This is a genomic window from Vibrio sp. J2-4, assembly GCF_021728155.1.
GTDB lineage: Bacteria > Pseudomonadota > Gammaproteobacteria > Enterobacterales > Vibrionaceae > Vibrio > Vibrio diabolicus.
Genome location: NZ_JAKKCN010000002.1, coordinates 855,261 through 876,004, shown reverse-complemented (window position 1 = coordinate 876,004; position 20,744 = coordinate 855,261). Strand labels below are relative to the sequence as shown.

Here is a 20,744-nt window from a genome sequence, read left to right as displayed (position 1 = left end):
AGCAATCAAAGAGTGATAAACTTTGCCACTTAACCAGCACAAATAATAACTAGAGCAGGATGCAGTAAGGTTGCACATGGAAGAAGTCAAAGCATTATTAGCCAAATGTCCTGTATTATCAGGGCTGCCCGAGAAAGGACTTAGTGAAGCAGCACAAATAGCTAAAGTTCGCTGTTTCGACGAAAAAGCACTGATTTGCAATAAAGGGGAACCTCAATCTTCTCTTATGGTCATTGCACAGGGTGCCGTACGAATTAATTCGATGAGTTCAAAAGGCAAAGAAGTCACATTAATGATTTTCGAGGCAGGAGGCTGGTTTGGAGACAATGTTTTTTCTCCCGGCATGCCCCGTATTTTTGGCGCAACCGCGCATTCGGGCGTGACCTTACTGGAACTACCTGGTGATAAATTTCGCCAATTACTCGCCAAATATCCTCAAAGTTATCCTACGATTCTCGACTTGCTTAGCCGCCGCTTATGGTCTGCCATTTCAGTTATCGAAGATGATGCGATTAGAGGAATCGAAGAGCGGATTGCAAGAAGATTGCTGTTGCTTGCTGAATACCAACACAACCAAGCTATCAATACTCAGCCGTGTGTCGTGAGAGTGACTAGAGAGCATATCGCCAACATGATGGGGCTAACTCGTCAAAGTGTTCATAAAGTACTAAAAAATTTGGAGAGTATTGGGATGCTAGAACTGAAATATGGTTCAGTGACCATTACCAATCCAAAACGCTTAGAAGCGCACATAAAACAACTCGAACAATAGATCAAACAGATAGTTCATGTGTACACGCTAGCGAGAGATTGCCATCTTCTGTTCCTTAGTAACCAGGCGCACAACACCATTCGCTCTAGGCAAGTGGCGCTGTGACCCAAAGTTCATTGAATTGACTAAGCCACATTCAATTCAGATTTCAACTCACGTTTCAAAATCTTTCCTGTTGCACTCATCGGGAGATGCTCACGAATTTCAACATAACGAGGATATTTAAAAGAGGCTAACTGCTCTTTGCCCCACTTTTGTAATGTTTCCGCGTCAATGTACTCTCCCGGTTTAAGCACAACGTAAGCCTTTATCTCTTCGCCATACTCTTCATTTGGAATCCCTATCACCGCTACCATTGAGATTGCAGGATGAGTCATAAACACTTCTTCAATTTCTCTAGGGTAAACGTTAAATCCACCTCGAATGATCAGATCTTTCATTCTATCGACGATAAATAGATTACCTGAACTGTCAAAACGGCCAACATCACCAGTATGGAACCAGCCATTTTGTAGCGCGGATTCAGTAACTTCCGGGCGGTCAAGGTATCCCTTCATAACATTATGCCCACGCACAACAATCTCACCTTCTTCACCGATCGGTAGCGCATTGCCTTCAATGTCGACAACTTTTACTTCAACGCCTTGAATCGCTTGACCTACCGATCCTGGTATACGTTCCTGATCTAAATGATTAAAACATGCAATAGGACTTGTTTCTGATAACCCGTATCCTTCAAGAATTGGGACATTAAATTGTTCCTCAAAGGATCTAAAGATTTCGGTTGGCAACGGGGCTCCACCGCTGATAGCAACACGTAGTGAGGATGTATCAAATTGGTGCTGGACATGAAGCAAGCCGATATACATCGTTGGCACTCCAGCAAACAACGTCACTTTGTGTTTTTCCATCAGCTCAAGAACATGTTTAGGCTCAAACCTAGGCACTAACACCAAGGTTGCCCCGCCCAAAACACTAGCATTTAAGTGGACGGTTTGACCAAAGGTATGAAATAAAGGCAAAGTTACCAAGTGAATATCGTCGGCCTGGCTACCCATAATGTTTTGTGCCACCAGAGCATTCATTATGATGTTCTGCTGCGTCAGTTCAGCTCCTTTTGGTAAGCCTGTCGTCCCTGATGTATACAAAATAACACAAGTATCATCCGCATTACGCGGTACATAATCTGACAATGGTTCTGCATCCGCTATAAACGCATTGAGAGTTGGCACACCATTCCATTCGTTTTCACTTTGAGATTGAGTCATCACGACCATATTTTCACATATATCAACCTGCTCAAACGCTTTAACCCCCTCTTTTGCCATTGGCAGTTCTGCTGTCCCTTCAAAACAGAAGTAAAACTTCGCTTTTGAATCTTCTAAGTGATACTTAATTTCTCGCGCTTTCAAAAGCACATTTAATGGGACAGCAACCGCGCCAGCTTTTTGTATCGCATAATAAACAAACGCGAAAAAAGGAATGTTTGGGCATGAGAGCGCAATACGATCGCCCGGAACGCCCCCTTTGTTGATTAAAGATGCCGCGATCTTTCCGGTAATCGCATCAAACTGCGCATAAGTTATCTCGACATCACCACATATCAACGCCGTCTTATCTGGTTTACTCGCAGCATTTCTTTGTAATGCAGCAGCAAGATTCATCATAATCGCTTCACCTCTTACTTGTTGATTTTCGTTTTATCGGCTCGGGAGTATTAACAGAGAGAGCACTCCCCTACACTAAAATGTTGGTACTTAATATTTGTTTTGCCATTTTTGATTAACATTATGTTTACAATGCAATCCGAACTAAGAATGTAAAGCAATTAACATTTCACAAAGCTAATTGGTAAAAATGTGAGCTTGAAAGAGATTAATTGTTATAAATATCAATCCAAGTCACGCAAGACGCAGACTACGCTCGCAAACACAAAAGCCATCTCAGTTAACAAAAAACAAACAAGAAAAAGAAATAAACAAAAACAATTACACAGCTAACAGGCATAACAAAAATCAATAGCAAACGTTTGCTATTGAGCAAAACTTTATCGTTCGTCAATAAAATATCGATTAATCCATCAATAATACCTTGCTGCATATTGCCAATTGTAAACGATAAGTGTAAAAAGCAAGGCGAGATAATTATCCATAAAACCATTTATGGTTAGTGGGTAATTTTAGGATTTTACATTTTATTAGCACAGAGGTTATGGAAGTGTTAAAAGAAAAGAGTTTGCTAAACAACATTGGCGTACAAGTCGTAATCGCCATGATCGTGGGCACAGCCGTTGGTGCCATGATGGGTCATGATGCGACGGTGTTCGCTCCTTTAGGTGCTATCTTTATCAACTTAATCAAAATGTTGGTTATTCCTTTGGTCGCTGTAGCCTTGATTTCTGGCGCAGCTGGTCTTGGGAACAGCCAGTCAGCAGGCAAAGTTGGCATCGTCACTCTAGGTTATTTCGGTTTAACATCCGCCCTAGCCGTTGCGCTTGCACTATTTATGGGTGAAGTATTCCAACCAGGCATGGGGATCGACGTCTCTGGCGTTGAAGGCATGTTCTCAGCAGAATACGCTTCAAAAGGTGAACTACCTACTTTCTGGGCAACCATCACTGGTATGATCCCAACCAACGTTTTCCAATCACTAAATGAAGCAAACATCCTACAGATCCTCGTTTTCTGTATGTTCTTTGGTATTGCAATTTCTAAGCAAACAAAAGAGCGTCGTGAGCCAATCATTAATGGTGTTAACTGCATCGTTGACGCAATGGTTTGGATGATCAACAAAGTCATGATCATTGCCCCTATCGGCGTGTTCGGTCTAATGGCAGAAGCAGTCGGCACATTCGGTTTTGGCGCACTAATGGTGGTATTCAAACTGTTCGTTGTTTACGTTGCCGCAATCCTAATCTTCGGTTTCGTTGTTTACCCAGCAATGGTGCATATTTTCACCAAGACATCAGCGAAGAAGTTCCTGTCTTCAATGAAAAAGCCACAAGCTGTTGCGCTTTCAACGGCCTCTTCTATGGCAACACTGCCTGTCACAATGGACACCTGTGAAAAAGAACTGGGCGTAAAAAATTCAACCGCGTCATTTGTTCTGCCTCTAGGCGCAACGATCAACATGTCAGGTAATGCGATTTACTATGGCTTGGTTGCTATCTTCTTTGCTCAACTGTTCAATATCGACCTAGGTATGGGCGCTTACATTGCAATTATCGTAACGTCTACATTGGGTGCGGTTGGTCAAGCGGGTGTTCCTGGTCCTTCTTTCCTAGTGGTTGCCGTACTTCTTGCCGCTGGCATTCCAATTGAAGGTCTACCACTGCTATTCGCTCTTGACCGTATTTTCGATATGATTCGTACAGCACTAAACATCACTGGTGATGCAGCATGTGCAGTTATTGTTGATGCGCTAATAGAAGAGGAAGCGGCAGAAGCTGAGCTTAAAAAGCAAGAAGCTTAGTCCTTTCTCGAATGAACTAAAAACCGCTCACTATGAGCGGTTTTTTTGTCTTTTCTTGCATTACGTAACTATATAAATAGAAACCAATAGCATAAATTTATCAAAATGATATAAACCATTACAAAATATAAAAAACGTCAGAACTAGGTTATATCATGAGTCTTAAGCTGTCTTTGGAGCCCCTCGCCAGTACAGATTTGCCGATCGAGTCAAAACAACAGGCGCTGGTTGACACGGTTCTTCTTACTCTTACATCGCAAGAAAGGTCTTCTCTTTTTCAACAAGTTGCTTTGTATAGAATAAAGCTTCTTAAATCCCTCTTTCCTAAATACGCATCTAAGAGTCTGTCCGTACTGTTTGAATTAATAGATTATCGAGATTTAGTACAGCAGTATCCAACGCCTTTCTCCGAAGAGGCGCTCTTACTTGAACAAGTTGCCGCAGATTGTTACCCGCATTGGATGGTTTTCTGGTGTGAATGTGAGATTGCTGCGATCAAGCAAAAGCACCCTTTAAATGAAGCGACAAGACCAACTCAGCTCTCGTTTGACGACCGCGACTATTCAAGCATATTGATCGAAGATATTGCCGAATGCGACCTAAAGGTAACACTGCCAAATCACGCTGCATTAATGCCGATTTCCGCAGCAATCACACTGAGCAATCTTGAGCTCTTCGTCCAAACTGAACAATGGTTTGAGATATTGCCTCTATTATCACTCTCGCAGAAAGGTCAACACTTTGTGCTATTGTTCAAGCAGTCATCTACACCAATCATGGTCTCCTCCGCTTTGGTGCAAAACTGGCACCAAAGAAATACCTGGCTCAGCTATTCATCACCATTTAGTAGTGAGCAATGGCAGTTTTGCCTTCCTGATTATGGCTACATTACTCTTAATCAATTAGGCCTTTGGGAAGGTAACGCTCTAACTCGCCAACGGACTCTTATTGAATTTGATGCGCAGTTCCAATCTCACTTGAAAAACACTGAAGCGGTTTGCGAAGTGCTGCGTCTGACAGTGGGTGGCAACATCCAACAAAAACTGTACTTTTTGTATTTGGCACAAAAAGCATTGATGAGTGAGCTATATAAAGCAGGCTATAAGCTCAGCTTTACCATTATTGAACAAATATTTATGTTAAATTTCTATCAATCTATTGATTTAGAGGCCTACTTTCACTCAGGATACCGCGACATTAACGGTGACGGTACCAAGACATACCGCGGTTTCTGGAATTTAGGTATGATGGTTGAAGCATTTCAAGACATACAGTTTCGCGACTACAAACACCGCGTACGAACAAAAAGAATTGATGAAAAGGTGAATGTACATGCTTGATATTCATCTTCACGGCCTTTTTTATCCAAAAGCAATGACGCTATACGCCACTGTACTGGTGGTGTTCGCTTGGTTGTTATATTACTGCTATCGCCTAAAACAGAAGAGTGAAACGATTTTAGGCTCGCATCATGCGCCGTACATTGCTTATTCTAGTTGCATCATCGTTTGGATCAGCAGCAACGCATACTTCCATACCGATTTATTGCCGGAGTTGGGGTCCGCTGGCGGTATTTTTATGGCTAAGTTGGCGAACTTGGCGTCATTCTTTGCCTTTGCATTCGCGTTCTATTTTTCTTGCCAGCTAGCGGCTGATATCAAAAAAACTGCGGTCAAAGCCTGGCAAAAAATCGTCTTTGTGGCACTAGCAACGTACTCGCTTTACATCAACTTAGTACCAAACCTTACTGTCGAAAATGTCACCATTAGCGGTCCAAGCCAGTTCGTGATCGAGTTTGGTCCCCATACCTCATATTTCTTTATTAGTTTACTGACATTTGTTGTATTAACCCTGCTGAACTTGATTACCATGCGAGCGAACAGCAGCAAACTCACGCTGGCAAAAAGTAACTATATGATAGCCGGCATTTTGGTCTTCATGTTATCAACTGCAGTGATACACCTTGGAATGACTTACTTCCTTGGTGACTTTTCCTTAACCTGGTTACCACCAGCACTTTCAATTAGTGAAATGTTGTTTGTAGGCTATGCCCTGCTTACCTCTCGCTTTTATAGCGCTAAATACCTCACATACTTAACCGTTAGCGCGCTGTTTGTCTGTGCCATTTTCGTCCTCCCGCTGGGCGCAATATTTATTCCAATCTCGGAAGATAACCAATGGCTTGTAGCGGTGCCTTTATGCGCACTCATCGGTATCACTTGGCACTTGCTTTACAAACGCGTCAGTCGCTTCGCGTCCTATTTTATTTATGGGAAACGGCATACACCCGTTCAACAAATTCTTGGATTAGAAGAGGAATTTAAACGCTCAATAGATGATGCAATGCGCCAGTTAGCAGCGTTACTGAATATACCAAATAATAAATTGCAGCTCGTCACCAGCAGTTACACCGAAACGTTTTATGAAGATTATCTGCCGTCAAGCAAGTCTGTTCTCGTGCTTGATGAACTGTCTGAAGAAATTAATTATGCCTCCTCGTCTAAAGGCTCAATGCGCAAGCTCTATGAACGTATGCGATCCAGCAATACGGCGCTCGTAATGCCTCTTTTTGGTCGTGGAAAGTCCGTTACGCACCTACTGATTTCTTCACACAAAATGGATAATAAGCTGTTTTCTAATGAAGAAATTTCAGCATTGCAAACCTTATTAGTTCGCATCCAGAGCACCATAGAGGCCGATAGAAAAGTACGCCAAAGCCGTGCGCTCGCTAACTCTATTGCGCATGAGATGCGTAACCCTCTCGCTCAAGTGCAATTACGATTTGAAGCTTTAAAACAGCATATCGAATCAAACGCTTCACTTGAGACGTTAAAGAGTGAGATTGATAAAGGAGAAGCAGCGATTCAGCGTGGTCGCCAACTTATCGACATTATTTTGCGAGAAGTCAGCGACAGCTCACCTGAGCACGAACCCTTAACTATTACGTCTATACATAAAGCTGTCGATCAAGCGGTCAGCCGTTATGGCTTTGAAAACGATCAAATAATTGAAAGGATCAATCTGCCCCAAGAGCACGATTTTGTCGCGAAATTAAACGAAACTCTGTTTAACTTTGTCATTTTCAATTTGATTCGCAATGCTATCTACTATTTTGATTCTTATCCCGATAGTCAAATTGAGATTCGTAGCCAAACGGGGGCCTACGAAAACATTCTGGTCTTCCGAGATAGTGGCCCTGGCATAGATAGCAGTATCTTACACAAGATATTTGACGACTTCTTCTCGTATCAAAAAAGTGGCGGCAGTGGCCTTGGCTTGGGCTACTGTCAACGCGTTATGCGCTCTTTTGGCGGACGAATTGAGTGCCAGTCTGAATTAGGCGAATTTACTGAGTTCTACTTGTATTTCCCGGTCGTCCCAAACGCCCCCAAACCAGAGACGTTGAGAACACCGGACTTCAATGGCTGGAAAGTAAATGCACCACATTCTGAACCTCGCACAGACCAACACGTACAAGTAAGTAACGATGCACCAACAGTGCTCATTGTTGATGACAAAGAGGTGCAGCGTACTTTGGTTCAAATGTACTTAAAAAGGCTGGGAGTCAACAGCTTACAAGCAAATAATGGCGCTTCTGCGGTGGAGCTATTTCAGTCGCACAAGATTGATTTGGTGCTTATGGATGTACAGATGCCAGTGATGAATGGATTTGACGCAAGCCAACGAATTAAGCAAATTGCGCCTTCCGTTCCTATCATCGCACTATCTGGAGAGTCTGGAGCTAAAGAGCTGGAGCTCATTGCGAAACTCATGGATGACAGACTTGAAAAGCCAACCACGTTAAATGCGCTCCAAACCGTCATCAAGCGCTGGTTGCAACAAGAGAGTTTTGCTACTTCCAACACTTTCTAATTTGCGAAGATAAAACTGGCACTAGATGTGCATTACTGAAGTAAATCGAATTATCCAGAGGGTCAAGCAAGCTGCAAATGGTTAGCGGATGAGCTTGATAAGGAGATCGCCATGTTACTTCATCGACACACATACTACGGCTTGATTCATCATGGAATCAAAGCACTACTACTCGATCGCTTAGGCCACTATACAGAAGAAGAATACCATCAGTATCTGAGCCTTATGACCGGCAAATCCACTTGCTTTACGATGTCTCTCGAAGAGCTTGAAGCAACCGTTGATAATCTGTTACGTGAAGGCTATTTAGAAGATGTCAAAACGCTTATTTCTCAATATCAACGTGTTGCTTAAATCTTAAATTCTATCAACTCAATTGCCGCTCTATCGCGGCAATTTTTATGCCTTCGATTTACTACTTCATCTTTGCGAAATGTTGCTTGTTGTATCATTCAGTCAGGGGATTACTTCTCTTACCTCTAACCTTGACGGTATTCACATCTTGTCAGATTCCGTTAGACTGTCTTCAATTCACTAATTAGGTAGATTTTGCCACCATGAAGCAAATCCTAGATTTTATCCCACTCATCGTCTTCTTCGCTTTGTACAAGATGTACGACATCTACGCAGCAACAGGAGCGTTGATCGTTGCAACGGCAATTCAGCTTGTCGTCACCTATGCTCTGTATAAAAAAGTCGAGAAAATGCAGCTAATTACGTTCGTTATCGTGACGATATTTGGCAGCATGACCCTTTTCTTCCACGACGACAATTTCATAAAATGGAAAGTCACCATCATTTATGTGATTCTAGCTATCGGTTTAGCAGCGAGTCACGCAATGGGGAAATCAGCCATCAAAGGCATGTTGGGCAAAGAAATTTCGCTACCTGATGCTATTTGGGCGAAGATCAACTGGGCTTGGGTCGGCTTCTTCTCATTCTTTGCTGGTCTGAACATTTATATCGCTTACGAGCTACCACTGGATGTTTGGGTCAACTTCAAAGTATTCGGAATGTTGATTGCGACATTTGCCTACATGATTGCGACTGGCTTCTACATTTACAAACACATGCCAAAAGAACAAAAAAATAACTCATCCGATGTGTCGACTGATGATTAAAAACTCAGTTTTGCTATAATCCGCGCACTTTGCAGCGACCTTCGGGTCGCTGTTTTGCTCCATGTATCACTAAACCGATCAAACGGCATACCGGAATCAGACCATTCTTGCTGCTGTAAACCAACTTTCTCTGGTCCGGTGTCTGCGGTTTTTTTAAGGACCTTTGGTTCTAGGTATTTACTATGTTGGCGCTTAGTTTGAGCGCCTTTAAGATTTAGGATGTCACAATGAGTCAAGAAATTAGCTCTCCGAGAGGTCAACTGCTGCTTCGTACCCTTGCAATGCCTGCCGATACTAATGCCAATGGCGATATTTTTGGTGGTTGGATTATGTCTCAGCTCGACCTAGCAGGTGCAATTCTGGCCAAAGAGATCTCTTCTGGTCGCGTTGTTACCGTTTCAGTGTCCAGCATTACCTTCAAGAAGCCTGTAGGTGTTGGCGATGTCGTTTGCTGCTATGGCGAATGCACTAAGATTGGTCGCACCTCAATGAGTGTCGATCTGGAAGTATGGGTCAAGCCGGTAAAAGCACACGGTGTCGGCGAGCGCTTCATGGTTTGTGATGCGACTTTCAACTACGTAGCCATTGACAGTGAAGGCAAACCACGCCCGGTTCAGAATTAGTCAACCTACAGCACTAACAGTTAGAAAGGATCTCACATTTTCTGTTGTTCACTTGTGAGAGACACAAAAAAGGCGTTAAATTAACACTTTACCCTACCAATTAAGGAACTATGCTATGTGGTATGTCATCTTTTCTCAGGACGTCGAGAACTCGCTGGAAAAACGCATGAGCGTTCGCCCGCAACACTTGGAGCGCTTACAAAAGCTTCAAGACGAAGGTCGCCTTCTTACTGCTGGCCCTATGCCTGCGATAGACTCTGACAACCCAGGAGAAGCTGGATTTACGGGCTCGACTGTCATCGCTGAGTTCGCCTCTCTAGAAGACGCTAAAGCGTGGGCAGAAGCCGATCCTTACGTAGCGGCTGGTGTTTACGATAATGTAATCGTGAAACCGTTCAAAAAAGTGTTTTAATTTATGAAAAAATTACTGTGTCTTTTCTTGGCATTTGGTGCGTTAGCGGGCTGTTCATCTACCGATGATAATCAACGCCAGCTTGAGCTATTGGCATCAAACCGAGCGGGAGTCTTGTCCGCAGGTCTCCCTTTGGAATACGGTCCACTGCAGATAATGCGTGTCTCATCCAACAAAAATGTTGTTGAAATGATGATGATTTATAACGATGACGCACTCGGTGCAAAGCCGTTAAATCAAGTACTGAATACCAGTATCTACACCTATTGCAATAACCCGGAAGTTCGTAAGCAAATTGATATGGGCTTAATGTACCGTATTAAAGTGCGTAACTCTCGCGGTCAGTTGATGGCAGATGAGTTGGTTTCCGCGCAAACTTGTACTCAAATGAAATAGTCACAGTGAGTGCGTTGTTTTCGATACGAGCAATTCATCCGCTATTGCGGGATAGTATAACGACGAAAATGAACGGCTAAGAATAGAAAAACGGAGACAACAATCTCCGTTTTTTATTTGCTAAAAAGGTGCCTTACGCCAGCTCAGCACGAAGTTTCTTCGCCGCTGACACGAGGTTCGCCAATGCTGCTTCTGTCTCTGCCCAGTTACGTGTTTTCAGACCACAGTCTGGGTTCACCCACAAACGTTGTACCGGAATCTTTTCTGCCGCTTTCTTGATTAAGCCTTCAATCCACTCTTCCGTCGGAATGTTTGGTGAGTGAATGTCATAAACACCTGGACCGATTTCATTCGGGTAATTGAACTCTTCAAACGCTTTAAGCAGTTCCATATTTGAGCGTGACGTTTCAATGGTAATCACATCCGCATCGAGCGCCGCGACTGAATCGATGATTTCATTGAACTCGCTGTAACACATGTGAGTGTGAATCTGAGTCTCTGGTTTTGCACTCGCTGCCGAGATCTTAAATGCATCCACCGCCCATTCTAAATACGCTTTGTGATCGCGCTTTTTCAACGGCAGACCTTCACGAATCGCAGGCTCATCGATTTGAATGATATTGATGCCTGCATCTTGCAGATCAGAAACCTCATCACGCAGTGCCAGTGCCAGTTGCTGGGCGATTTCTTGACGTGTGATGTCTTCACGCGGGAACGTCCAACATAAAATCGTTACCGGGCCCGTCAGCATACCTTTCATCTGCTTGCTGGTTAGCGATTGTGCGTACGTCGACCATTCCACCGTAATCGGCTTTTCACGCTCAATGTCAGCAACCACAATGGCTGGTTTCACGCAACGAGAGCCATAACTCTGTACCCAACCAAATTTCGTCGTTTGGAAGCCCGCCAAGTTCTCCGCGAAGTATTCCACCATGTCGTTACGTTCTGCTTCACCATGCACAAGTACATCTAGGTCGAGGGCTTCTTGGCGTTTTACGGCATCCGCAATATGTCCTTTTAGTGCTTGGATATAGTCGGACTCAGATAACTGGCCAGTGCGATAAGCGCTGCGCTGAACACGAATTTCACCCGTTTGAGGGAAAGAACCGATTGTCGTGGTTGGCAACAGAGGCAAGCCCAATACTTCAGCTTGATGCGCAGCACGCTCCGCGTAAGGTGCGCTGCGCTCGGCAAGTGACGCAGTAATACTGTTTAAACGTGCTTGAACTTGTGGCTTATTCACATGCGTTGCCGTTTTACGTGCTTTGATTGGCTGGCTGTAGGTATCACAAGCGAGAATCGCATCTTGATCACCATCGAGTGCTCGGCCAAGCAAGGCGACTTCTGTTACTTTTTGTTTTGCGAACGCAAACCAGCTTTTCACTTCTTCACTCAGTTCTGTTTCCAGTTCCAGATCAACCGGGCTATGTAGCAGAGAGCATGAGCTCGCAACCCAAAGGTTGTCGCCCAGTTTTTCTTTTACTGGCTGTAGACGTTCAAGTTGCGCACTCAAATCCGAGCGCCACACGTTACGACCATTGACCACGCCAGCAGACAGCACCCAACCCTCCGGTAGTTTGGCAACCACGTCGTCAAGCTGTTGAGGCGCGGCAGACAAATCAACGTGTAAACCGTCCACTGGCAGCTCAACAATTTTGTCTAACGTATCGGTGACAGAGTCAAAGTACGTCGTTAGCAGCACTTTTACATCGCTTCGAATCACTTGGTACGCTAGCTTGAACGCATCAGCCCACTGACTTTCAAGCTCTAGTGACAAAATTGGCTCATCAATCTGAACCCACTCAACACCTTGACTCGCGAGCTTTGCCAAAATAGCTTGGTAAGCCGTAAGCAATCGTGGCAGTAGCGTCAGGCGATCGAACCCTTCTTCTACCTCTTTACCTAAGTAAAGATAACTGACTGGGCCAAGCAAAACTGGCTTCACTTTATGCCCAGCTTGGGTTGCTTCGTTGACTTCTTCAAACAGTTGAGGCCAGCTCACTTCAAATGTATCGTCCTTGCTAAATTCAGGTACGATGTAGTGGTAGTTTGTGTTGAACCATTTAGTCATATCCGATGCTGCAGCGCCCGCACAGCCGCAACCCGCTTGAGATTGACCGCGACCCACTTTGAATAGCGTATCCAAATCAGGGAAACCGTCTGCGTGACGTTTTGGCACGTGACCCAGTAACAACGTGGTCGTCAGTACATGATCGTACCAAGCGAAATCGCCAGCGATGGTAAAACTCAAGCCAGCATCTGTTTGTGTTTGCCAGTTTTTAGCGCGCAGATCTTCCCCAACCTTTTTAAGCTCTGCTTGATCAATTTCTCCGCGCCAGTATTTTTCCTGAGCGAATTTTAATTCTCGTTTTTCACCGATGCGTGGATAACCTAGTACGTGCGTTGTTGTAGCCATGTCCCTATTCCTTTTTCAATCTTGTTCAATTTGTTTGGGTCAGAGTATCTTTCGTCATAAAAGATGTCTGGATGGCTAAACTATCGCTCTCATCTGCGGTTTGAACAACGTCCATTTATTCAACTTGTTTATTAAAAAAATTCATCATGAGGAGACATGATTCGCAAATAAACACAACAAATAGACGTCTAGACGTTTACATATCCATTTTTTGTCGTTAAGTTATTTATACGATTGCTATTCTGTTCATAGCGAGCAACAAAGGATGAAAGGAATTCATGATAGAGCTAAAACATTTGCGGACACTCACTTCGCTTCGAGACACCGGCTCTCTAACCGCGACCGCGACCGCGTTGCATCTCACTCAATCGGCCTTGTCTCACCAGATCAAAGATTTAGAGGCACGGATTGGGGGACAATTATTCCTTAGAAAAACTCGTCCGGTGAAGTTCACTTCAGAGGGAGAAATCCTATTGCGTCTTGCAGAAGATATTCTTCCCAAACTCGCAAGAGCAGAAAATGATTTGGCAAGCTTGAAAGAAGACGTCAATGGTCGGTTGCATATGGCGATTGAATGTCACTCATGTTTCCAATGGCTCATGCCTGCTCTAAGGGAATATCAATTAGCGTGGCCTAGCGTAACACTGGATTTTTCATCAGGTTTTGGCTTTGAACCACTTCCTGCACTGTTAGCTGGCGAGTTGGATCTCGTTATCACGTCAGATATTCAACCTCGTTCTGAAGTGCATTATGAACCTTTATTCGACTTTGAAATGCGCTTAATTACCGCGACCAACCACCCATTGGCGGAAAAAGAAGTTATTGATCCGCAAGATCTCGCAGATCAAACCATGCTCTCTTATCCGGTTCAAAAACAAAGGCTAGACGTCGTAAAACACTTCTTGCAGCCAGCGGGGGTAGAACCCGCCAAATGGAAGCAAGCCGACAATACTCTGATGTTAGTGCAAATGGTTTCCGCAGGATTAGGGGTTGCAGCACTGCCAAATTGGGCGATTTCTGAATTTTCTCGCCAAGGCCTTATTACCAGTAAACCTTTTGGTCAAGGCTTATGGCGTCGCTTATTTGCTGCAACGCGTCACTCAGAGAAAGATAAACGTTACTTACAAGCCTTTTTCGCAACCGCAAGGCTACAATGTAAAAGCCACCTTGACGGAATCAAGATGGCTTAGGGATATGGATTAAGAAAGGTTTAGCGTTGATATGCTTTAAATTGGTTGGTCAATGGATCGTACTGATAACCAAGCATATCAAGCTTGCCTACAACGGACTCTACATCCATTTCATACACCGATACTAACTCGTCAAAACTGTCGCACTCTAAACGTAGCTTTTCATTGACGATACCTAGCAAAATAATACTGTCCAAATTACCTACATTGCTTAAATCCATCGCGACTCTCCTCTTCGACAAGGTATATAGACAAGCGTAGACGTAATCACGTGAATTTAAAGTGAGCGCGATCCAAAACGTGAGTGCCTTATACTCAAGCAACCTAGAAAGGACTTGAGTACAAGCAGTATTGCTCTGTTTCTCGACTCGCGATTAAGCCGCCAGAGAGAATAAACCTTGTAGGCTCGTCATTGACGCAAGCGCGAGCAACAGGGCGACGCTCAGTTGAACCTTTTCCGGTTTTTTATGTGTGAAGATATGCCAGCACCAAACAATGATTGAAGAAATGAGCATGGCTAAAGACAATAAAATTGGTTGTGTTGCGGCGCTCAATGTCGCTTCATTTAACTGGTAAGAAGCAAATAGCGTTGCGATTACCAGCAGCATTCCAGACACAATGCCCGTAACTGGCAAAATGCGGTGAAATGCCTGCAATCTGCTACGAGCGATAGTCAGAAGCAATTGAGAAAATGACGCCCCAAGGAAAAATATCATTATTGCCATCGCAATAGACGCAGGCCAGCTTGGCTGTTCAAATGCTTGAATACTTACATACGCAAAAGCCAAACCATTCGCTAAATGCATCGCCCAAAGAGGGCCTTTTTCACGCGTTTTCTTGGTTTGAACCTGAGAGTAGAAATAGAAAATAGCGAACACGATCATAAATGCTTCAATGCGAAGAGAAGCAACCGCAAGCCACAATAACGCCACTGCTGGCAACATTTTATGAAGACGGCCTCTCTGACCCGGACAAATATCGCCCTTGATGAGAAGTAAAGTCAGTAGCGCTTGCGCGCCAAATAGCATCGGAGGAAAAGTAACCAGCAATTGTTGAATCATGTTAAATGCACGCTCAAAAGTCATTTTGGGGTGGCGATAATAGCAAATCACCTATCGTCAAACCACCGAAAGTCTATCCCCAAATGTACTAGAACAGCGAGACTTTTTATTCAACAAGAAGCGAGATACTTCAACGCATCTTCTTGAGTTAACACGCCTCTGTATTCTTCTTTTTCATCACATAAAACCCACGGGAAGCGAATGCCTGTTTTGATTAGCTCTCGAATAGCAGCGACGGACAAATGCGCATTGACGAGCACAAACTCCGTGCTCATTATCTGGTTAACCGGGCGTTTCCAAATCCAATTTTCTCGCTCAGTCTCTAATTCTGTCCCCATGGAAGGCGTTAGGTGTAAGTTAACTTGCTCTTTGGTAACTAAGCCAACACAGCGCTTTTCGTTAATGACAACCAACGGCGAACTTGGACTTAAATTCATATATTCCACCGCCAACGATAATGGCTCCCCGGGATCAAGGTGTCTGACCTCTTCATGGCTCAGTGATTGCAATACATCATCTTGTTTTGGTTTGACAGCAACACCCGAAAACAAATGTTCGTAACTTTCCGCTTTCTCCATCAAATCGACAGGCCGAGCACGAGAGAACAAAAAGCCTTGCATGTAATCCACACCTATTTCAGCCAATGTTTGAAGCTCCTGTTCTGACTCCACGCCCTCGGCAACCACTTTTACATTCATTTGCTGAGCAAGATCAGTGACCATTTTGACAATATTATAACTGGTATTGCCATGCTGAATGTTCTTAACGAATTTTCGGTCGATTTTCAGTAAATCAAACTGCCCTTTCTCTAGGTAAGAAAAAGAAGAATACCCTGTACCGAAGTCATCAATCGCTATTTTAATGCCCTCTTTGCGCACTTGCTCTAGCGCTTGCGTATGCTCTTCGTCTTGCTCAAAATACGCTGTTTCCGTCAGCTCAATCGTGACTCGTTTAGGATCGACACCACTGGCTTTAATTAGGTCATGCGAACGCTGAAGAACCTGGAGCGAATCCAATTTAGTATTCAGTGAGCGATTGATGGTTAACCCTATTTCCTCGCCATATATGTCTTGCAAGCGCGGAAAGTGTTTGAGCGCGGCTTGACAAACCTCATCATCCAGAGCCGCAATCAACTCTAAATCTTCAATAACAGTAATCATCTCTTGAGTGCTATAGGCATCACTTTCATGATAAAAGCGCGCTAAGGCCTCGAACTTAACGACTTTACCAGTTCGGCTGTCAATTATTGGTTGAAAATGAACATCCACCAGCCCACTGTCGATTTGCGCTTCCAAAAACGCCTCTAAATGCTGGCGTTTGACTAACTCAGAATGAAGCTCACTATTATAAAAATTAAAATAGCCACCTTCTCCAGAAAGTGAGGACAACATCGCCTGGGCTGCATGCGCTAACGCTTGCTTTGGCCTGTTTGTATCATAGCCGAGGATTGACACACCCGTTTGTCCCTCGACGATAGTGGTATGCATTTTTGTTCCCATTTCATTCCTAAGCTCAGTGAAGAACCCTTTCATCGCAATTTGAATCAAACGTAAAGGACTTAGCCATTGACAGTGAGGAGTTTGTAAACAGACAACAAACACATCCCTAGAAAGTTGACCCGCTATACTGGTGTAGCGGCTTCGCATAATAAAATCGGCGAAGCCTAGTTGCTGTTCAAGTAAGCATTTTTCAGAAAAATTTGGTCTGAGAGTCATGACGATATTGAGTTCTTTACTCCCACTTTCGTTCGCCAAATTAGCTAATTGCAGTTCGAACTCTTCTCTAGAAGGCAAAAAAGCTGACCAATCATGTTGTTGTTCACAGCGATTTTTCATCCACAACAAGGAAGCCGAAATGTCAGTAGAGAAGCCGAGATAAAGGATCCGTCCAGAATTAAACGTTAGCCGATAGATACAAAGGTGATGTGCTTGATTACTACCATTTGCAGTTCTACTCAATAAATTACCGCTCCAGTATCCTTCATCATCAATATGTTGCCAGAGCTGGTCGTAAAACGCCTGACTATGGTGAGATGTGCTAAAGATATAGGTTTTAAGTCCAACCAAATCACGGTTTTGATAACCCATTTGCAATTCAAAGGCACGGTTACAACCTAAGATTCGGGTGTCTTCGTCCGCGACTAAAACCCCTACGTTCGGTAAATCAAAAATCGTTTCGAGAATTTTCGCTAACTCTTCGCAGCCAGTGATCGTCAATTGCGGGATGATAGAGCCTTGAACAATACACTCATTGAGCTTTTCAAAGCTAATTGTGACATGTATTAAGCGAGCTTCATTAAGCATCATGCAACAAGAAAAACGACCTTGCCCACCTAGGAGCTCCACTTCTAAAATTCGTTGCCTTAGTGTTTCCTGTTGCCCCATCAGCATGTGCTCAAACAAATCATCTAAGCAGGTGACTGGCGTATTTAACCCAAAAGCATTTGCCATTCCTAGCTGGTCGCATTCGAACTCGCGAGTATCAATCTTGTAAGACCATTCAATCACTGGAGTCGGATTGGATGTCGGTTGCACTTTTTCATGTGCTATTGTTGTTGAGTCACTCATTCCCTAGCCCCCTTTTTAATTAGCCTCATGCTCAGGGTTCGTAGTCAACGTGCCTTATTCCATTTGGGACCTGCTGATCCTCTTGTAAAATAGATTCTGGCAACGTAAGCCAATCGACTTAGAACCTTTTCAGAGCTTGTTCGGCTTTTTGCATTTTCTTATGCATTAATTTGATTATAGGCGTTGTTTTTAATAAGCACACCATTGCTTATTGGTTGTATTAACATTGCGACATTTTTCACGACTCGACCTATAACCATGAGGCTTTCAAGGTGATATTAGACATAAAATCGCCGATATAGCCTTGATATTTTTGCAAACCAAATAAAACTCGATGAACTAAGCTTGAATAGATGAGTTTGGTATAGATACCTGATCCTCAAATCGCTATAATTCGCGCTCCCTGGAACAGAGAGCAAAATATGACCAATAACATCACTCCTATTCATGAGTACAAAAAATACTGGGCAGAGTGTTTTGGTACGGCACCTTTCTTGCCGACCAGTCGCAAAGAAATGGACGCCCTAGGATGGGATAGCTGTGACATTATCATCGTAACCGGTGACGCTTACGTAGATCACCCGAGCTTTGGTATGGCTATCATTGGCCGTCTGCTAGAAGCGCAGGGTTTCCGTGTCGGTATCATTGCTCAACCAGAATGGCAAAACAAAGATGCATTCATGCAGCTAGGTAAGCCAAATCTGTTCTTCGGGATCACTGCGGGTAACATGGACTCCATGATCAACCGTTACACCGCGGATAAAAAACTTCGTCACGATGACGCGTACACCCCCCATAACGAAGGTGGCAAACGCCCAGACCGCGCGACTTTGGTTTACTCTCAGCGTTGTCGTGAAGCCTATAAAGAAGTGCCTATTGTTTTAGGTGGTATCGAAGCCAGCCTACGCCGTGTTGCGCACTACGATTACTGGTCAGACAAAGTTCGCCGTTCGGTACTGTTTGATGCAAAAGCAGATATACTACTTTTTGGTAACGCAGAGCGTGCACTTGTAGAAGTAGCGCATCGCATCGCAAACGGCGAAGACATCAGCACCATGACTAATATTCGTGGTACAGCCGTGAACCTGCCAGCCGCGCCAGAAGGCTACACGGTTATCGATTCTTCTCGCATTGAAAAACCTCGTAAAGAAGCGTTCGTACCAAAGAACCCATACGAAGTAGAAACTCAGTGTGAAACTAAAAAAGATGAGCCAGTTGCACAACCAATCACGATTCGCCCATCACGCCACGATGCTGCGACAACTGCGGTTCGCTTACCTTCGTTTGAAAAACTAAGAAACGATCGCATTCTTTATGCTCATGCAAGTCGTGTATTGCATTTAGAAACGAACCCGTACTCAGGTCGAGCGTTACTTCAAAGCCATGGTGATCGTGAACTTTGGGTAAACCAAGCCCCAATCCCATTGACAACCGAAGAGATGGATTTTGTGTTTGGCTTGCCTTACGCGCGTGTTCCTCATCCTATGTACGGCAAAGCAAAAATTCCAGCGTATGACATGATCAAAACGTCTGTGAACATCATGCGTGGTTGTTTTGGTGGCTGTTCTTTCTGTTCGATTACCGAGCACGAAGGCCGAATCATTCAAAACCGCTCGAAAGAGTCAATCATTAACGAGATTGAAGAAATTCGCGACAAAGTTCCGGGCTTTACCGGCACAATTTCCGATCTTGGTGGGCCGACTGCAAACATGTACCGTCTGGGCTGTAAAGATCCAAAAGCGGAAGCGAACTGTCGTCGTCCATCCTGTGTATTCCCAGGCATCTGTAACAAGTTAAATACAGACCATAAACACACCATCGATCTATACCGCGAAGCGCGTAAAGTTGAAGGCGTGAAGAAAGTGATGGTCGCATCTGGCGTACGTTACGACCTTGCGATTGAATCACCAGAATACGTGAAAGAGCTCGTAACTCATCACGTAGGTGGTTACTTGAAGATTGCACCGGAACATACAGAGAAAGGCCCTCTTGATCTGATGATGAAACCTGGCATGGGCACGTATGATCGCTTTAAAGAGATGTTCGAGAAGTACAGCGCAGAAGCGGGTAAGAAGCAGTACTTAATCCCTTACTTTATCTCTGCGCACCCAGGCACAGAAGACGAAGACATGCTGAACCTTGCTCTGTGGCTGAAGAAAAACAACTTCGAGTGTGACCAAGTACAAAACTTCTACCCATCACCGATGTGTAACGCAACGTCGATGTACTACTCAGAGACAAACCCTCTGAAACGAGTGAAGTATAAAAAACGTGAAGATGTACCTGTAGCAAAAGGTGAACGTCAACGTCGCCTACATAAAGCGCTGTTGCGTTACCACGATCCAGCAAACTGGCCAATGATTCGCGAAGCCCTAATCAGCATGGGTAAAAAACATTTGATTGGTGACAAACAAGGCTGTCTCGTTCCTGCGGAAGACATTGAAGCACAAACACCTGCACAACGTCGTAAATCTGGTCGTCACGGGGCAAACCGCTTTGCAACCAAACATACCAAAAACCAACCAGGCTTCGGTGGTCATTTGAACAAACGCTCTGAAGGCGGTTCAAAAGATGGTAAACCATCTGGCAACCGTAACGGTTCTGGCAAAGCACAAGGTGGTCAACGCCCTGCAAGCAACGGCCAACGTCCTAGCGGCAACGGTGCAAACCGCCCGGCAGGCAGCAAGCCGCAAGGTCCAGGTCGCCCACAAGGACAAGGCAAACCAGCTGGTCAACGTAAACCAAAGCGTCGTTAATTCTTTAGCACTTAAATACTAGAAAGGGCTCCAGAGGTAACTCTGGAGCCCTTTTGTTTTGTCGGTTCATTGAGGTATCACTCACA

At 44.2% G+C, this 20,744-nt stretch carries 16 protein-coding genes; 11 read left to right on the top strand and 5 right to left on the bottom strand.

Annotated features, from left to right (window positions below):
* Positions 1–76 precede the first annotated feature (76 nt).
* Positions 77–772, top strand: coding sequence for a Crp/Fnr family transcriptional regulator (locus tag L3V32_RS09395; RefSeq protein ID WP_006743300.1), 696 nt, complete (start codon positions 77–79; stop codon positions 770–772).
* Positions 773–897: 125 nt separating this feature from the next.
* Here L3V32_RS09395 and L3V32_RS09390 read toward each other — a convergent pair whose 3' ends face one another.
* Positions 898–2,439: a long-chain fatty acid--CoA ligase gene (locus tag L3V32_RS09390; protein ID WP_237284175.1), complete on the bottom strand. Its 1,542-nt coding sequence runs from the start codon at positions 2,437–2,439 to the stop codon at positions 898–900.
* A gap of 544 nt (positions 2,440–2,983) precedes the next feature.
* On the opposite strand from L3V32_RS09390, the gene L3V32_RS09385 reads away from it, so the two are divergent.
* The 8 genes from L3V32_RS09385 to gspS2 all read left to right on the top strand — a co-directional run bounded on the left by L3V32_RS09385 (position 2,984) and on the right by gspS2 (position 10,668).
* Positions 2,984–4,243, top strand: a complete 1,260-nt coding sequence (locus L3V32_RS09385) for a dicarboxylate/amino acid:cation symporter (protein WP_237284174.1) — start codon at positions 2,984–2,986, stop codon at positions 4,241–4,243.
* A 155-nt stretch (positions 4,244–4,398) separates the two neighbouring features.
* Entirely contained in the window at positions 4,399–5,583 is a 1,185-nt protein-coding gene (locus L3V32_RS09380) for an acyl-homoserine-lactone synthase (RefSeq protein ID WP_237284173.1), read from the top strand.
* Positions 5,576–8,116: a hybrid sensor histidine kinase/response regulator gene (locus L3V32_RS09375; protein WP_237284172.1), complete on the top strand. Its 2,541-nt coding sequence runs from the start codon at positions 5,576–5,578 to the stop codon at positions 8,114–8,116. Before L3V32_RS09380 ends, L3V32_RS09375 begins: the two co-directional genes overlap by 8 nt.
* A gap of 111 nt (positions 8,117–8,227) precedes the next feature.
* Complete coding sequence (locus tag L3V32_RS09370) at positions 8,228–8,470, top strand: hypothetical protein (RefSeq protein ID WP_005392851.1); 243 nt, start codon at positions 8,228–8,230, stop codon at positions 8,468–8,470.
* A gap of 203 nt (positions 8,471–8,673) precedes the next feature.
* Positions 8,674–9,237: a septation protein A gene (locus tag L3V32_RS09365; RefSeq protein ID WP_005392849.1), complete on the top strand. Its 564-nt coding sequence runs from the start codon at positions 8,674–8,676 to the stop codon at positions 9,235–9,237.
* Positions 9,238–9,464: 227 nt separating this feature from the next.
* A complete protein-coding gene (yciA, locus tag L3V32_RS09360; protein ID WP_005392848.1) occupies positions 9,465–9,860 on the top strand; it encodes an acyl-CoA thioester hydrolase YciA in 396 nt (131 codons plus the stop codon).
* 115 nt (positions 9,861–9,975) lie between these two features.
* Entirely contained in the window at positions 9,976–10,272 is a 297-nt protein-coding gene (locus tag L3V32_RS09355; protein WP_005392847.1) for a YciI family protein, read from the top strand.
* Between the two features lie 3 nt (positions 10,273–10,275).
* A complete protein-coding gene (gene gspS2 / locus L3V32_RS09350; protein ID WP_048625727.1) occupies positions 10,276–10,668 on the top strand; it encodes a GspS/AspS pilotin family protein in 393 nt (130 codons plus the stop codon).
* Between the two features lie 133 nt (positions 10,669–10,801).
* Here the strand turns inward: gspS2 and metE are convergent, their stop codons facing one another.
* Positions 10,802–13,084, bottom strand: a complete 2,283-nt coding sequence (metE, locus tag L3V32_RS09345; RefSeq protein ID WP_237284171.1) for a 5-methyltetrahydropteroyltriglutamate--homocysteine S-methyltransferase — start codon at positions 13,082–13,084, stop codon at positions 10,802–10,804.
* A 278-nt stretch (positions 13,085–13,362) separates the two neighbouring features.
* On the opposite strand from metE, the gene metR reads away from it, so the two are divergent.
* Entirely contained in the window at positions 13,363–14,274 is a 912-nt protein-coding gene (gene metR, locus L3V32_RS09340; RefSeq protein ID WP_005392844.1) for an HTH-type transcriptional regulator MetR, read from the top strand.
* A gap of 20 nt (positions 14,275–14,294) precedes the next feature.
* Here metR and L3V32_RS09335 read toward each other — a convergent pair whose 3' ends face one another.
* From L3V32_RS09335 to L3V32_RS09325, 3 genes are all read right to left on the bottom strand, one after another.
* Positions 14,295–14,495: a DUF4250 domain-containing protein gene (locus L3V32_RS09335; protein WP_005392843.1), complete on the bottom strand. Its 201-nt coding sequence runs from the start codon at positions 14,493–14,495 to the stop codon at positions 14,295–14,297.
* 153 nt (positions 14,496–14,648) lie between these two features.
* Entirely contained in the window at positions 14,649–15,359 is a 711-nt protein-coding gene (locus L3V32_RS09330) for a hypothetical protein (protein WP_012841615.1), read from the bottom strand.
* 86 nt (positions 15,360–15,445) lie between these two features.
* Positions 15,446–17,902, bottom strand: a complete 2,457-nt coding sequence (locus L3V32_RS09325; protein ID WP_237284170.1) for an EAL domain-containing protein — start codon at positions 17,900–17,902, stop codon at positions 15,446–15,448.
* 422 nt (positions 17,903–18,324) lie between these two features.
* Between L3V32_RS09325 and L3V32_RS09320 the strand changes: the two genes are divergently transcribed.
* Positions 18,325–20,658, top strand: a complete 2,334-nt coding sequence (locus L3V32_RS09320) for a YgiQ family radical SAM protein (protein WP_237284169.1) — start codon at positions 18,325–18,327, stop codon at positions 20,656–20,658.
* Positions 20,659–20,744: the final 86 nt, after the last annotated feature.

Coding starts and splice junctions, on each gene's coding strand:
- L3V32_RS09395 (WP_006743300.1), top strand. CDS start 77: ATGGAAGAAGTCAAAGCATTATTAGCCAAATGTCCTGTATTATCAGGG.
- L3V32_RS09390 (WP_237284175.1), bottom strand. CDS start 2,439: ATGATGAATCTTGCTGCTGCATTACAAAGAAATGCTGCGAGTAAACCA.
- L3V32_RS09385 (WP_237284174.1), top strand. CDS start 2,984: ATGGAAGTGTTAAAAGAAAAGAGTTTGCTAAACAACATTGGCGTACAA.
- L3V32_RS09380 (WP_237284173.1), top strand. CDS start 4,399: ATGAGTCTTAAGCTGTCTTTGGAGCCCCTCGCCAGTACAGATTTGCCG.
- L3V32_RS09375 (WP_237284172.1), top strand. CDS start 5,576: ATGCTTGATATTCATCTTCACGGCCTTTTTTATCCAAAAGCAATGACG.
- L3V32_RS09370 (WP_005392851.1), top strand. CDS start 8,228: ATGTTACTTCATCGACACACATACTACGGCTTGATTCATCATGGAATC.
- L3V32_RS09365 (WP_005392849.1), top strand. CDS start 8,674: ATGAAGCAAATCCTAGATTTTATCCCACTCATCGTCTTCTTCGCTTTG.
- yciA (WP_005392848.1), top strand. CDS start 9,465: ATGAGTCAAGAAATTAGCTCTCCGAGAGGTCAACTGCTGCTTCGTACC.
- L3V32_RS09355 (WP_005392847.1), top strand. CDS start 9,976: ATGTGGTATGTCATCTTTTCTCAGGACGTCGAGAACTCGCTGGAAAAA.
- gspS2 (WP_048625727.1), top strand. CDS start 10,276: ATGAAAAAATTACTGTGTCTTTTCTTGGCATTTGGTGCGTTAGCGGGC.
- metE (WP_237284171.1), bottom strand. CDS start 13,084: ATGGCTACAACAACGCACGTACTAGGTTATCCACGCATCGGTGAAAAA.
- metR (WP_005392844.1), top strand. CDS start 13,363: ATGATAGAGCTAAAACATTTGCGGACACTCACTTCGCTTCGAGACACC.
- L3V32_RS09335 (WP_005392843.1), bottom strand. CDS start 14,495: ATGGATTTAAGCAATGTAGGTAATTTGGACAGTATTATTTTGCTAGGT.
- L3V32_RS09330 (WP_012841615.1), bottom strand. CDS start 15,359: ATGACTTTTGAGCGTGCATTTAACATGATTCAACAATTGCTGGTTACT.
- L3V32_RS09325 (WP_237284170.1), bottom strand. CDS start 17,902: ATGAGTGACTCAACAACAATAGCACATGAAAAAGTGCAACCGACATCC.
- L3V32_RS09320 (WP_237284169.1), top strand. CDS start 18,325: ATGACCAATAACATCACTCCTATTCATGAGTACAAAAAATACTGGGCA.